The sequence below is a fragment of the Granulicella sp. L46 genome, from assembly GCF_009765785.1.
GTDB lineage: Bacteria > Acidobacteriota > Terriglobia > Terriglobales > Acidobacteriaceae > Granulicella.
In genome coordinates, this window is sequence record NZ_LMUT01000007.1 from 163805 (window position 1) to 178831 (window position 15027).

Below are 15027 nucleotides of genomic sequence, written 5' to 3' on the forward strand. Positions count from 1 at the left end.
GCGTCTGTCTATGGAACATGATATTGACAAGCCGAAGCAAACGAACGGGGAACTCAAGGCCGCGTCGCGACCCCGATCCGCAGCGAATGCGGCGCCCTCGCTGCATCCTGCCCTGCAACTGCAGCAGCAGGCGGGTAATCAGGCCATGCAGCAACTGCTGCACTCGGGCATGATCCAGGCCAAGCTGACCATCAGCCAACCCGACGATCCCGAGGAGCGGGAGGCCGACGCAACCGCCGATCGCATCATGCGCTCGCATGCCGGCGTGGACCTGACGGCAACGCCGTGTTCCTGTGGCACCGACGAAGAAACGATGTGCGACGAGTGCCGGCAAAAGGCCCCGAGCATCTCGCGCAAGGCCGCCGAAGCGGGCCCGTCTCACGCCTCGCATCATGTACTCGACGGAATGAAGCGTTCCGCCGGCCATCCTCTCGACTCTGCAACTCGCGCCTTCTTCGAGCCACGCTTCGGCCGCGATTTCAGCGACGTCCGTGTTCACACTGACTCTCATGCAGAACAATCGGCGGCAGAAATCCATGCCAACGCATTTGCCCTCGACTCGGATGTTTATTTTGCCGCCGGTCGTTATGCCCCTGAAAGTGAAGCCACCCGTCGCCTGCTGGCTCACGAATTGGCACATGTCTTACAGCACGGCTCAGCGGGAGAAGTCGTGCACCGGGACCTCGACGGTGGGACGGCGCAGGCAGCCGCGCCGCCACAGCCCGCTGCAATTGACCGCGTCATCTCTGCGATGCAGGAACCACAGGAAAACGGCGTTGGCAACTTCGTTGAGGCATATTCGATCCTCAACGGTCTTTGGATGGTCGATATGTTGCAGCAGATCGAGCAACTCAAGGCTCGCGGCTATTTTGACCTGCTGAAAGGAAATAATCCCGGCAACTTTCCACGCGTCCAAGTGGCGATTGACGCAGTGGCGGCTAAAGGCACACCTGCCGCCGCACAATTGCCGGCCAGCATCCCGGCGTTCGGCGGTATCGAGGAGCAACAGCAGCATGAGGTAGCAACCTATCTCGGGCTCCCTTGGCCTCTTCCCCAAGCAGCCTCTGCGCGTGAATCGCCGGGACTTACCAACGGCGAGATTTTGACGGGCGTTCTGGCAGGTGCTGCGGTAATTGGCGCAGTAGTGTTCTTTATTGCTTTTCCTGAAGCGCTTCCTATTCTGGCGATCATCATCTCAACGGGTACTGCGGATGTGGCCGCAGGCACAGCACTCGAAGCCGGTGCCACGGTTGCCGTGGAGATGGTGGTCGATACGGCTGTCGTTGGTGGCGAGGAGGCTGCCGTGACGACCGTACTCGGTGAAACCGCGGTGGCCACAACCGAAACCGTGACCACCACTGCTGCGACGACCACCACCGCTGCGACGACAACCACCGCTGCCACAACGAGCGCAGCGGCGAAGACGGTAGCAGCGGTCGCTGGAGTTACGGCTGCCACTACGCTGTCTAGCGACAGCTCGTCGGGACCGCGCAATCCTGATCCGGACACCGAAGACCAGGAATCCCAGTGCCGGGCTGAAGCCACTGGCCAGCGCGGCGGCAATTCCTGTCACGATATGTTCGCTACCCTCGTTTCGGGCTCTCCCCGCGAGTGGGGAGTCGAAACTCCTGAGGGTTTGTACGCTGATTTCGACGGGCTCGGGTTCGGCAAGTTGCTCTACGAAGTGAAGACCGAGTATGGCTTTCTGTTGAGCAACTCTCCCTCCACCGAGCTAATGCGAAGGGAAACAATCGCCAGGTTCATCGAACAGTCCTCATTGCAGCTCGCGATCGCCGAGCGGTGCGGCTACTCTCTGCTGTGGGTCTTCAACAATAAGGCGGTTGCCGATCTCGTTCAGGGCTACATCGAGCCGAATGTTACCTCTGTTCCATTTAAGTGTTGACGAGGTTTCGTTACGAGATCGGAGACACCTTCGATCTTGTCGGAATCTAAGCTCCGGCAATCGTACTAAGTCAAGTCCGAGGCCTGGAGCGAGCAATGATCGATTTTGATGGCGCCGGCGACAGGTGCGTGGGACGAGAGCACAAAGCATGGAACACGCGGTTGCCAACACGAAGCAGACGGGCCTGCCGACCAAGGCCACGCCGAACCGCGGGCCAGCCACCACCGCGGAATCAGCGCTGCACCCGGCTCTGCAATTGCAGCAGCAGGTCGGTAACCAAGTGATGCAGCAACTGCTGCGCTCGGGCATCATCCAGGCCAAGCTGGCCATCAGCCAACCCGACGATCCAGAAGAGCGAGAGGCCGACGCAACCGCAAATCGCATCATGCGCTCGCATGCCGGCGCCAGCGTCGCGGCCACGCCGTGCTCCTGCGGCACCGACGAAGAAACGATGTGCGACGAGTGCCGGCAAAAAGCCGCAGGCATCTCGCGCAAAGCAACCGCACCGGGACCGGCCAGCTCTTCCCACCACCTGTTCGACATAATGAAGCGCTCAGCAGGCCATCCACTCGACGCAGCAACGCGCAGCTTCTTCGAGCCACACTTCGGACGCGATTTCAGCGATGTCCGCATTCATACCGACGCATCCGCCGCGGCTTCGGCGCGTTCGATTCAAGCGCACGCCTTCACAGCCGGCAGCGAGATTTTCTTCGCGGCAGGGAAGTACTCGCCGCGTACCGAGGAGGGTGGCCTCCTTCTCGCCCACGAACTCACGCATGTCGTTCAACAGCCGAGCGGCGCTGAATCACCCTTTCTTGCCGGCCTCCCGACCTTCGGCCGCGCACAGGTCCTGCGCCAGGCCGATGCGGGCGTGGCCGACCCGCCTCCAGCACCGACCAACGAACAGGCGCCACCGGCTCAGACCAAGGAGCAGACCCCCACCGATGCGGACGCAGGTGCGCCGCCAGCGGACGCAGGCACGCCCTCGTCTGGCACCTATGCCATGGTCACCTTGCCGGATGGCACCGTGCTCACCGACAACGAGAAAGATTTGGAGCGGGAGGTGAAGGGACGCATCTATCAGGACGGCTTCGACGGCGGCCAGCGCCTGCTCGACCACCTCAACACATACATCAGCGTGAACCGGCCCGAAGCCGGGGTCGAAGGCCTCGAAGCCCTCGAGGGGCCCACCAAGGTTCGTGATGTGCTGCAGACTGTCGTGACCCGCGTGAACGGCGAGAACGAAACCTTTCTCGATAAATTCGAATCCGACGCGAAGGCGGTGCTCGAGGCCACCCTGAAGGACAGCGAGAACCGGATAAAAACTGAGCTGCTTCGCTACGGCATTACAGAAATCCCCAGCACCTCGGGCGCTGGCGAAGGCGCTGACGCGGAGGAGGAACACGATGAGAGCCCCACCTACTCCATGAATACCGAGGGACCCGATGTGAAGGGTCTCTCCGCTGCAGCCAACATTTTGCTCACGAGAAGAGAAGATATTTCCAAGCTTCAGAGCGTGGAAGCCAGTCACATGCATAGCCGTTGTTTTAAAGGTGATTGTTACGATTACCCCGACGATGGCTACGCGAAGGCGCACGCCGACACAGAAGAATCGATGCGCGGATACAAGATCCTCTTCGAAAAACTAAAAGCCGAGTTTCCCACTTTGGCCAGTTTTGGAGATCTCTCGCAGGGCACCGACGGGCTGGCCCAACTGGCCAACGGCCCGTCCCCACAGGCTGCCGAACTCATCTTCAAGGAAGCGAAGGAGAAGCTCGACAATATCCAGGAGACGCGCGATGGGCTAGGCACGCCGGACGGCAGCATCTGGAAGCTGCCCCGCATTCTGAGTCTCACCAAAGCGGCAAGAGGCATCGAGACGGATACCTACGAAGAGAAACTGATCGATCACAAAATCGACGACCTCAGTTCGTCCTGGCGCGATATTGCGCTCGGCGTGATCGGCCTTGCCTTCGCCCTGCTTGCCCCTGTCACCGGAGGCCTCAGCCTCGTCGTCACGGCTGCCATCAGCACAGGCATCGCCGTCGAACACCTGCAGCAGTATGAGCTGCAGAGCGCCATGGCCGGTACAGACTTCGACAAGGCCCGCGCCATCTCCGACGATCCGTCTCTCTTTTGGCTGGCGCTGGATATCGTCGGCGCTGTCCTGGATGTCGCAGGCGGCGCCGGTGCCGTCTTGGATGTCGTCAAGACTGCGGCCAGAGTCGGCGAAGCTCGCGCCTTGGTCGAAGCCCTCACTCCAGCCGTCAGGACTGCGGAAGCTGCGAAAACGGAGGAGGAATTCACCAAGGCCGCCCAGGCGATCCGCGACGCCGGCAAAGAGGCCGAAGCGCCTGCAGAGCTTACCGAGAAAGTTATCGCCAACCTCGAACGCCAGCGGGCGTTGGGCTCCGGGGAGGCGGCCTTTGGCGCTACGGAGAAGGAAGTCGATGCTCTCAAAGCGGCGGCCCGCTCCGGGGATGAGCTGATGACTCCAGAGCGCTTGCTAGGCGACTCAGAGGAGCTCGCCGAGGAGGGCACGCATATCACCAAAACGGGCGAACTGTGGACCTGCTCGTCCCCGTGCACGCAGTTCCGCTCCCGCTATGCAGCGGCCCTCGCCCAGGAAGAGACTCTTTTGCCCGAGCTTGAAGATGTAGAGAAACTCGCCAAAGAGGCTGCCGATAATCCAGGGAATAAGGAGCTTGGTCGCGAGGCGAAACGCCGCGCCCGGGTTCTCGAAAGCAAACTGCGCGGAGTCGCCACTCCGGCGCGAATCGCCGAGCTCGATAAACTCACTGGCTTGCGGACGGTGAGTCCTGCGGTCGCCGATTTCACCCCGGAAGCCTTTGAGCGCATCCTCAGCAGCCGTAAGAACCTCGATCACGCGACCGGTCAGCTCCTCGAGGAACTCCTGAACAGCCGTCAGGCAACGCGCGAAGCAAGAGAGGCGGCGGCAGGCACAAAGGCCGTCGCGGCCGCGGGCAAAGCCGGCTCCGAAATCGAATTCATCCCTGGCTATCTCCTCAGAGACTCAAAGAACCGCCTCATCACAGACGGCATCCTCGGTTATCGCGAAGGAGGCAAGTTCCGCATCGTCAAGATCTTCGAATCGAAGGCAGGCGAAGACGCCGCCCAGAAACTCGCCACCGAGGCTGGGCGTTTGAGCAAAGCCGGATGGTCCGAACTCGGGCAGGTTGCTGCCGAAAATGTCCGCGCAGATCTCAAGGGAGCGGGAGGGCTGTCGAAGGCCAACCTCGCCAAACTGGATGGAATGTCTGCTGCAGATATTAGGAAGGCGTACCCTGCTGAGTTCCGCAAAGCCTCGGGCAAGCTCATTCAGTCAGAAGCCGGGCAGGCGCGGCGCACCCTCGAGCGCCTGGCTCCGAACGCGGATGAAGACGCAACGACCCTCTTCCGCACCGACAGCAATGAGCCGCTGCAGGTCACCGCCGGACCTGTCAGCTCGCAGGTTGTCGGCCTCGTCCCCGGGGATGTCGATCCCAAGGACCTCATCAAGGGCATACAAGGGCAGGGCATCAACGTCAATGTACTCAAAGCGGACCTCACCAAAGACGAACTAAGAAACCTCGCCCAAAGCATTATCGATGCGGCCGGTAAATCCGGTGTATAAGCCCCAGGATCAAGAGATCGGACACTGCTTCAAGCGACGGCCTAGCAGCCTGCGCGTAACCCAACATCTCGTTCGCCACGCCCGCCTGAACCTTTCTCGATGATCGTATTGCCACCACTGTTCGTTCCAGCTGCATCCGGTGTATAAGGATTGACGATGTTCTTCTATTGGCTGCTACTCGGCGTACTCGTAACCTGGCGCGTAACGCATCTGCTCTCCACCGAAAGCGGGCCGTGGGATGTGTTCGGAAGGTTGCGCCGATCCGCAGGCACGGGTTTCTTCGGAGAGCTCGTGAGTTGTTTCTATTGCCTCAGCCTCTGGATCGCGGCCCCTCTTGCGTGGCTACTCGCCGACGGCTGGCGGCATCGTCTTCTGCTATGGCCCGCGCTCTCTGCCGGAGCCATCTTGCTTGAAAGAATCGCTTCCCGCGGTGAGCCTGCCGCGCCCATCGTCTTCGAAGAACCGGAGGATCCAAATGTGTTGCGGAGCTAAATCCCGAAGCAACGTGATCGCCAATCGTGGAATTCCAGCACCGGCACGAGCCGCCTCGCTTTCAGTCTCTCAGCGGTCCGCGCCCACGCAAGTGCAGTTTGAGTACGTGGGCAAGACGAAGATGACCGTGCTCAGCCCCATCACCGGCATTCGTTACCAGTTCGACTCGCCGGGAGCACAAGTGGTTGTGGATGTGCGCGACCAGGGCATGATGATTCATGTGCCCGACCTGCGCCCGGTCCGTTTCACTCGCAACGTGTGATTGCCGCTGCTGCTTAGCCTCACGGCCCCACCGATCCGCGCTCGAAAATCAGGCGCGGCTCATTCCTGATTCCCTGTGCGACTAATCGCATACAGCCTCATGCGATACACATGAAAACCTCGCGCATCCATCAGGAGCTCGCGCCCTTGGTTCGATTGGTCCCCGTTCAGTCGCCGCACTGTCACCCATTCGCCGTGGTCGCGGCGGACCTCCTCAATGCTCGCGATGCCTCCAACCTTGTCATCAACATCAGCATCCCGCAGAAAGGAAACGTAAAGCCCACTCCCCGCGATGAAAAACTCATTCGCCTCAGCTTCGATCACCATCATCGCGCCATCGCTGCTCAGAAGTTTCTTGTCAGGCCACGAACGAGCCAGCGTCGCGTCAAACAAATAACCACCCAGCGCAACCGTCTTCGTCGGCCGGGAGCTGTTTTCCCTCAGCACCATGCCGCGAATCTTGCCCGAACCCTGCGCCGAAAGAATCATGTCCCCGAGGCTCCCGAGCACCTCATACGCGCCGCTCAGCCCCGCATCCGGCTCACCCTTACTCTCGACTGAATCCACTCCAAACGGAGAAAACCCAAGCGCCTTCGCCTCCCCATACGCATAGAACGCATTGGCAGGAGCGCTGTCGATGCGCGCCTCTGGAACAAACACCGCGTTGCCCTTTAGCCGGTAACGATCGATCCAATACTCAAAATCCGGCCAGTAAATATCCGGTGAAAAGAAGTCCAATGCAGGCGCGGTCACTCGATACACCTCCAGGTACGCAGGATGCGGCCCGCCACTCGGATACTCGCCCGCCCGCTCGCCCGGCGCCGGCAATTGGCAATTCGCATACATCGGCAACGCATAGGCGCGCTTGCCCTCTGCAGCAACCGTCTGAATATATCGCGCATAGTTCCACGCCATAAAGACCTCATCAGCCGCGTCCCCAAACACCTCCTGCCAAGTCGTGCCCTGAGGATTGAAGTGCGCGCGAAGTTCAGGAGAAAATTCCTCTCGCTTCGCCTCAAGCGCATGCATCAGCTCCGCCGGCACCGGTCGATGGAACAACTCGTTCGCAGCCTTCGATCGGTCGCGTCCATTTCCCAGGTAGCCGACCTCATTCTCCACCTGCACCATCAACACGGTCTGCTGCTCTTCGTCCACAGCCCGCACATGCTTCATCAGGGAAGAGAAGGCCCGCGCGTCCGCCTTCTGTGTCTGCTCGCCCAGCGTGGAAAGAATCTCCAGAGGCGTTCCATCAGCCGCCACCGCTCGAGGGAATCGCGCGGTGTCTTCCTTCACCCACGCAGGCGCGTAACTCGACACGCTATTCTTCCAGCTCCCAAACCAAAGCAGCACCAAATGAAGATGCTGTTGCCGCGCCACGTCGATCCAATGATCAAGAATCTGAAAGTCGAATGTCCCTTCGACTGGCTCGATCTGCTCCCACGCCACCGGCATCAGCACGGTGTTCAAATGCATCTGTGCGAGCTTCGGCAGAATCTCATCAGCCTGCGCCGCCGTCCCCGCGGAAGAGTTTCCCAACTCGCCCCCAAGAATCAGATACGGTTTCCCATCCACGAGCAACTGCGCCGCATCCCCCATCTGCCGCACCACCGGCAACGAAGCCCCATGGGCCATCAGTCCGCAGCCGAGGCACAAAGTAGCAACGAGGATCTTCATTTTAGAAACCAACTTAATCTCCGAAATCGCGCACGAACATCCTAGCAGTACCACATAGCGGAACGTCCAATTAAAGCGCTATAGTTGCTGAGCGATATGAAATCCTCTTCTATGAAACTTAGTCTTTGCGCTAGCGCATCCATCGGTCTCTTGGTAGTCCTCACCTCGCTCGCACCCTGCGCGATCTCTCAAACTACACCTGCCCAGTCCACCTGGATAGCAAGCTGGGGCTCTTCGCAACAGGTACCCGAATCGCAGAACACCATGCCCCCCGCCGATCTCACTGACGCAACCCTGCGCCAGATAGTGCACCTCTCAGCCGGCGGCTCCGCGTTACGCGTGCACCTCTCCAACGCCTTCGGTACCGAACCGCTGCACATCACCTCAGCCCACATCGCAAAACCCGTCGCATCCGACGCAGCCACCATCGACCCGCAAACCGATCACGCCCTCACCTTCGCCGGCGCCCCCGACGTCATCATCCCCGTCGGCGCAGAGTTCGTCTCCGACCCGATCACTCTCACCGTCCCCGCGCTCTCAGACGTCGCCATCTCCTTCCATCTCGACGCCCCACCCGCACGCGAAACCAGTCATCCCGGCTCGCGCGCCACCTCCTGGTACGTCCACGGCGACACAGTCTCGGCCCCCACCTTAACCAATCCCGGCAAGATCGACCACTGGTTTCAGCTCTCGGAAGTTGACGTACAGACCACACCCGGAGCCGCCACCATCGTCGCTCTCGGCGACTCCATCACCGACGGCCACGCAGCCACCACCAACGGCAACAACCGCTGGCCCGACGTGCTCGCCGCGCACCTGCAACAATCGCCTGGCACCCAAACCATCGGCGTCTCCAACCAAGGCATCGGCGGCAATCATCTCCTCACCGACGGCCTCGGCCCCAACGCACTCGCCCGCTTCGATCGCGACGTCCTCGCACCCGCCGGCGTTCGTTGGGTCATCCTCCTCGAAGGCGTCAACGATCTCGGCGGCCTCACCCGCGACGCGGAAGTGTCCCCCGACAAACACGCCGCACTCGTCCAGCGAATCCTCGCCGCCTATCAGCAAATCATCACGCGCGCCCACGCCCACCAGCTACGCGTCTACGGGGCCACAATCACGCCCTACGTCGGCTCCGACTACTACCACCCCGGCCCCTTGAGCGAAGCCGATCGCCAAGCCATCAACTCCTGGATTCGCACCCCCGGTCACTTCGACGCCGTCATCGACTTCGATCAACTAGTCCGCGATCCTCAACACTCCGACCGCCTCCTGCCCGCCTACGATTGCGGCGACCACCTTCATCCATCCCCAGCCGGCTACAAGGCCATGGGAGAATCCATCCCCCTGACCCTCTTCACCCACTAAGCCTTACGCGAGCCTCTGCGCAGGCATTCCCAGCAGATCTTCAATCCGTATCGGCAGCTCGCGAACCCGCACACCAGTTGCATGATGAACCGCGTTCGCAATCGCCGCCGCAACCCCCGCCAGCCCAATCTCCCCAACACCCCGCGCCCCCAGTGCATTAATCACCAGGTCGGGATGATCCAGGAACGTGACATCAATGTTCGGCGCGTCAGCATTGGTCGTCAGAATATAGTCCGCCAAATTATTGTTGATCGGCACACCGAACCGCGCATCATAACGAGTCGCCTCAAACAACGCCATCCCGACCCCCATCACCACCGCGCCCTCAATCTGATTCCGCGCCGGCTTCGGATTCAGAATCCGCCCCCCATCGATCACCGTCACCACCCGCGCGACCCGCAGCCGCGCCGTCTCCGGCTCCCACGTCACCTCCACAAATTGTGCACCAAACGAATGTTGTGAGTGCTTACGACCCGGCGCCCCAAAACTCCCAGCGCCCTTCCCGTTGCCCGTCGCGCTCCGCACGCTAGCCTTCGTCAAGATGTCGCCGAACGGAATCGCCGTCTTCGTATCTCCGTCTTTCAGCCGCACTTTTCCATCACCGAACTCCAGATCCTTCGGCTCCTTATCAACGAACGCAGCATTCGGCCCCGCCGTAGCAATCGCAAACAACTTCCCAATCGCATTGTTTGCCGCGTCAAGCACCGCAGGAATCACGCTGGCCGTCGCCCACGACCCGCCCGAGATCGGCCCCAGCGGCAAATTCGTATCTCCAAGCACCACCTCGATGCGATCGTTCGGCAGCCCCATCCGCTCGGCCACCACGTTCGACAGCACCGTGTACATGCCCGTCCCAATATCCTGCGTAGCGCACGACACCCGAGCCGTCCCATTCGACAGCAGCTCCACCATTGCATGCGACTCGCAACTCTCCGCAATCCACGAGCACCCCGCAACGCCCCACCCCAGCGTCAATCCACTCTGCTCGCCCGTGCCTTTCATCGACCCCACTGCCGGCGTATACCTCGACCACCCAAACTTCTCCGCCCCCACATGCAGACACTCCACAAAGTGTCGCGAAGAGAAGGGAAGCTTCTTATCCTCATCGATTGCCGGCTCGTTCAGCAGCCGCAGCTGGATCGGATCCATCTTCAGCGCAATCGCCAGTTCGTCCATCGCGGATTCCGTAGCAAACAATCCCGGCACCGCACCCGGCCCGCGCATCGACGTAGGTGTCCCCACATTCCTCCGCACAATCGCCGACGTAGCCCGAAGATTCGGCACACTGTAGCTATACCCCGTCGCCTCGCTGCACCCCTCCGAATAATCATCCAGCATCGACGTATGATTCAACGAGTCGTGCATCAGCGCCACCAGCTTGCCATCCGGCGTAGCTCCCAGCCGCACCCGCTGCTGCGTCCGTGGCCGATGCCCCACGTTCTGGAACATCATGTCGCGACTCACCACCAGCTTTACCGGCCTCCCCAAATTGCGCGAAGCCTGCGCCGCGATCATAGCGTGCGGCCAGGGCCATAACTTGCCCCCAAATCCCGACCCCAAAAATCGCGAGATCACCCGCACATTCTGTATCGGTACGCCCAGCATCTGCGCCAGCACATCCTGCGAGTTGCACACCGCCTGCGTCGTCTCATACAGCGTAAAATTCTGCCCATCGAAGTCCGCCACCGAAGCATGCAATTCAATCGGATTGTGCGTCTCTGTAGGCGTCCCGTAAGTCTCATCAATCTTGACGGGCGCCGTCTTGAACGCCGCATCCGGATCCCCACGCTTCGAATCTTCGTTCGGCTTCTCAACCGCCTCGGCCTCGGTAAACTTCGTCGACACATTGATCGGCGCCGCCTCATACGTCGCCACCACTGCATTCGCAGCCGCCGTCGCTTGCTCAAACGTCAACGCGACCGCCACCGCCACATACTGCCCGTAGTACCGAACGACGTTGTCTTCAAACGGCGGCCGCTTCTCATCCAGAATCCCATTGAACCCCGACGGCGGACCCGCGCGAAAGATCTTCCCAATATTGCCGTTGTGATACACCGCCTTCACGCCCGGCATCGCCGCAGCCCGGCTCACATCCAGCTTCGTGATCTTCCCGCTCGCAATCGTCGCGCACACCGGAACCGCATACAGCATGCCCGCCAGGTTGTAGTCAGACGAATACATCGCCGCGCCGCTAACCTTCAGCGGCCCATCGACGCGCGGCAGCGAACCATTGGTGCGGGGCGGAACAGTAGATTGCGTTGCCATCAAAATCTCCTTACGCGCTTTGTGTCGCGAGTGTCAGTGCATGCGCAATGCAGCGCTTCGTCAGTTCCACTTTGAATCCATTCTCCGTCTGCGGTCGCGCATCCCGCACCGCCGCCGCCCCTGCCCGATGAAATACAGCCATCTCCGCAGGTTGATGCAGCAGCGCCGCCTCGGCCTCATGCGACCTCCAAGGCTTCGTTCCCACCCCACCCATCGCCACTCGTATGTAAGAGATCTTTCCTCCCGAAATCTCCGCAACAACCGCAGCCGACGAAAGCGCAAACTCATACGACGCCCGATCCCGCAGTTTCAAATAAACCTGCTTCGACCCCTTCCGCGCCGCCGGCAGTGTCACATGCGTAATCAACTCGCCCGGCGCCACCACCGTCTCCAAATGCGGCGTCGTCCCCGGCAACAAAAAGAAGTCCCCGATCGCCACGTCGCGCGATCCCTTCGCCCCCTGAATCGTAACCACCGCCTCCAGCGCAGTCAGCGCCACATTCATGTCCGATGGATTCGTAGCAATACAATCCTTGCTCGTTCCCAGAATCGCCAGCGACCGATTATCCCCCTCAATCGCCGAGCACCCCGAACCCGGCACGCGCTTATTACAAGCCATCGCCGTATTCCGAAAATACATACACCGAGTCCGCTGCAACAAATTCCCGCCAGTAGTCGCCATATTTCGCAACTGCGCCGAAGCCCCAGCCAGCAGCGCCTGCGACAGCACCGAGTACTCCGCCTGCACCACCGCATGATGCGCCATATCCGAATTTCGCACCAGCGCTCCCACCCGCAGTCTCCCATCGGGCAGTCGCTCAATCGTGTCCAGCCCAATGTGATTGATATCCACCAACCGCGTCGGCCGCTCAACATCGAGCTTCATCAGATCGAGCAGCGTCGTTCCGCCCGCAACGAATTTCGCATCCCTCTGCGCGACAGCATTCGTCGCCTGCGCAGCGTCGTTAGCACGGGAATAAGTAAAGGCTTCCATGCATCTCCCTCTTTATCTGCGCAGTTAAGCGCGCTGCCGAACCTGCTGAATCGCCGCAACGATATTGGGATACGCGCCGCAGCGGCAAATATTCCCGCTCATCAATTCCTTCACATCGGCATCCTTCGGCCCGCACGGTTCTTTCAGCAACGCCACCGCGGACATGATCTGCCCCGACGTGCAATACCCGCACTGATAGCCGTCATGCTCCACAAACGCAGCCTGCATCGGATGAAGATTCTCCGGCCCACCGAGCCCCTCAATCGTCGTAATCGCATCGCCCTCATGCATCACCGCCAGCGTCAGGCACGAGTTGATTCGCCGCCCGTTCACATGCACCGTGCACGCCCCGCATTGCCCGTGATCGCAACCCTTCTTCGTCCCCGTCAGCGAAATCGTCTCACGCAACCCATCCAACAGCGTCGTACGAGAATCCACCTCGATCGCATGCGTCTTCCCATTCACATTCAATGTGATGGCAATCGCATTCTCTACCTTCTCCCCTGGACCAGCCGGCTTCGCAACCGGCTCCATCGTCTGCGCTGCTCGAGCCACCAGCGGAGCAGTCGTCACCGCAACTCCCGCAGCACCCACCTGCGAAAGAAACGAGCGCCGCGTTACATTCCCCACCCGCGGAGCCAACTCTTCCTTCTCTTCATCCTTCACCGCCATATGCATCTCCCTCGAGCGCCTGATCGCTTGGATGCATTCTAAGCGATCAGCGATCCGAAGGTCACCCTACCGCTGATTCTGCCAACTGCCCGGTGTCACCCTTCGCCCACCACCTCAAACGGCCGCATCATGTCATTCGACTCATGCTCAAGAATATGGCAGTGATACAGATACTTCCCCGTATACCCCTCAAACTTCGTAATAATCCGCGTAATCATTCCCGGCGGGCACTGCACGGTATCCTTCCACCCCATCTCATTCAACTCCGGCTTCACCGCCGCCGCCAGGTACCGCAACCCCTTCGCATTTCGATACGCAAACACATCAAACGTTCGCCGATCCAACACCTGAAACCTCACCAAATGTAAATGAATCGGATGCGTGTCCTCGGTCAGATTGACGAACTCCCAAACCTCCGTAGAATTCAGTCGCGGCAACTCCGTCACCGGCTCCATCCAACGCTTGCGATTCAACACCATCAGCATCGAATCGCCGCGCCCATTCAGCGCCTCATCCAGCGTAATCGTCCGTGTAACCGTAGCCGCAGCCACATCGGTCCTCACCACCGGCTTGAACGTCGCAGGAAACTTCTCCGGCAGCAGGGAACTAGCTTCTCCACCGCCATCCTTAGCCCTCGCCGTCCGCGCAGAACCCACACGGAACTGCAGAATCTCCAGCCCACCATTCTTCAAGTGAACCTGCTGCCCCGCCGCCTCCGAGAAATCAATCAGCAAATCCGCCCGTTCCGCCGGCGCCAAATTCAAATACCCCAGCTTCACCGGAGCCGAAAGCAATCCCTGGTCCGACCCAACCTGCCAAAACGCCTGCCCCTTCTCCATCGACAGCGCAAAAAATCGGCTATTCGCCCCATTCAGCACTCGAAACCGATACAGCCGCGGCTCGACCTCAACATAAGGCCGAATCTTCCCATTGATCAAAATCGCATCGCCATCAAACTCCGGAACCCACGGATGCTCAGGGTCTCCCGACGTCGGATAGTAAAGCTGTCCATCCACGCTGAAGTTGCGGTCATACAGCACCAGCGGAATCTCATGCCGTCCACTCGGCAGTCCCAGCGAGTCCTCGCGCTCATCCCGCAGCAACATCATCCCCTGCAACCCGGCATAGATATTCAGCCGATTCAGCCCCATCGCATGATCGTGATACCAAAGCGTCGCCGACTCCTGCTCCAGCGGATAGTGGCACGTCCTGCTGTGCCCCGGAGTAAACCAGTCATCCGGATAGCCATCATCCTTCGTCGGCACCCGCGCCCCATGCAGATGCGCCACCGCTCTCACCTCCGGCAGATCGCGCCCACACCCATGCAGCGAATAATCCACCGGAAGAAAATGTTTCAGCGGCAGGGAATTGACCCACTCCACGCGCATCGCGCGCCCGCTCCGCCCCTCAATCAGGGGTCCCACCGGCGTACTCCCATAGCTCCACATCCGCGTCGGCGCAACATCCCGATGCACCTTCGCATGGATCTCCCGCATCACCACGCGCTGCGGATGCGGTCCCACCGGCGTCACCCGCTCCGGCATCGGCAGCGCATCCACAAACGGCGTCAGCCCCAGCGAATGCAGCATGATCCGCGGCGGTTCGTCCGCGTGCACCACCGGCCCCGCCGGCATGGCCATCCCCTGCATCATCTGCGCCGCCAACCCGCGCCGCGCACCCCAAGCCAGACCCACGGCCGACACCTGCTGAAGAAAACGACGACGGCTGCGAGACAAGCGATCAGATCTCCGTGAACTCAAGTGC

At 60.6% G+C, this 15027-nt stretch carries 10 protein-coding genes; 5 read left to right on the forward strand and 5 right to left on the reverse strand.

Features of this window, described 5'->3' with window-relative positions:
• The first annotated feature begins 10 nt into the window (after positions 1 to 10).
• The 4 genes from GSQ80_RS05855 to GSQ80_RS05870 all read left to right on the forward strand — a co-directional run bounded on the left by GSQ80_RS05855 (position 11) and on the right by GSQ80_RS05870 (position 6291).
• Positions 11 to 1903 carry a DUF4157 domain-containing protein gene (locus tag GSQ80_RS05855; RefSeq protein WP_158786712.1) on the forward strand — a complete coding sequence of 631 codons (1893 nt, stop codon included), beginning with the start codon at positions 11 to 13 and terminating at the stop codon, positions 1901 to 1903.
• Between the two features lie 148 nt (positions 1904 to 2051).
• Positions 2052 to 5537, forward strand: coding sequence for a DUF4157 domain-containing protein (locus GSQ80_RS05860; protein ID WP_158786713.1), 3486 nt, complete (start codon positions 2052 to 2054; stop codon positions 5535 to 5537).
• 156 nt (positions 5538 to 5693) lie between these two features.
• Positions 5694 to 6029 (forward strand): DUF1360 domain-containing protein, encoded by a 336-nt coding sequence (locus GSQ80_RS05865; protein WP_158786714.1) that lies wholly within the window; start codon positions 5694 to 5696, stop codon positions 6027 to 6029.
• Between the two features lie 13 nt (positions 6030 to 6042).
• Complete coding sequence (locus GSQ80_RS05870) at positions 6043 to 6291, forward strand: hypothetical protein (RefSeq protein ID WP_158786715.1); 249 nt, start codon at positions 6043 to 6045, stop codon at positions 6289 to 6291.
• Between the two features lie 59 nt (positions 6292 to 6350).
• Here the strand turns inward: GSQ80_RS05870 and GSQ80_RS05875 are convergent, their stop codons facing one another.
• Positions 6351 to 7976, reverse strand: coding sequence for a DUF5597 domain-containing protein (locus GSQ80_RS05875; protein WP_158786716.1), 1626 nt, complete (start codon positions 7974 to 7976; stop codon positions 6351 to 6353).
• A 99-nt stretch (positions 7977 to 8075) separates the two neighbouring features.
• Here GSQ80_RS05875 and GSQ80_RS05880 point away from each other — a divergent pair, with 99 nt between their 5' ends.
• Positions 8076 to 9332 (forward strand): SGNH/GDSL hydrolase family protein, encoded by a 1257-nt coding sequence (locus GSQ80_RS05880; RefSeq protein WP_158786717.1) that lies wholly within the window; start codon positions 8076 to 8078, stop codon positions 9330 to 9332.
• Positions 9333 to 9335: 3 nt separating this feature from the next.
• On the opposite strand, the gene GSQ80_RS05885 is transcribed toward GSQ80_RS05880, so the two are convergent.
• From GSQ80_RS05885 to GSQ80_RS05900, 4 genes are all read right to left on the reverse strand, one after another.
• On the reverse strand, positions 9336 to 11597 hold the full coding sequence (locus GSQ80_RS05885; RefSeq protein ID WP_158786718.1) for a xanthine dehydrogenase family protein molybdopterin-binding subunit: 2262 nt from the start codon (positions 11595 to 11597) through the stop codon (positions 9336 to 9338).
• A gap of 10 nt (positions 11598 to 11607) precedes the next feature.
• A complete protein-coding gene (locus GSQ80_RS05890; protein ID WP_158786719.1) occupies positions 11608 to 12591 on the reverse strand; it encodes a xanthine dehydrogenase family protein subunit M in 984 nt (327 codons plus the stop codon).
• A 24-nt stretch (positions 12592 to 12615) separates the two neighbouring features.
• Positions 12616 to 13263, reverse strand: a complete 648-nt coding sequence (locus GSQ80_RS05895) for a 2Fe-2S iron-sulfur cluster-binding protein (protein ID WP_158786720.1) — start codon at positions 13261 to 13263, stop codon at positions 12616 to 12618.
• A gap of 95 nt (positions 13264 to 13358) precedes the next feature.
• Complete coding sequence (locus GSQ80_RS05900) at positions 13359 to 14999, reverse strand: multicopper oxidase family protein (protein WP_305794641.1); 1641 nt, start codon at positions 14997 to 14999, stop codon at positions 13359 to 13361.
• Positions 15000 to 15027 lie beyond the last annotated feature (28 nt).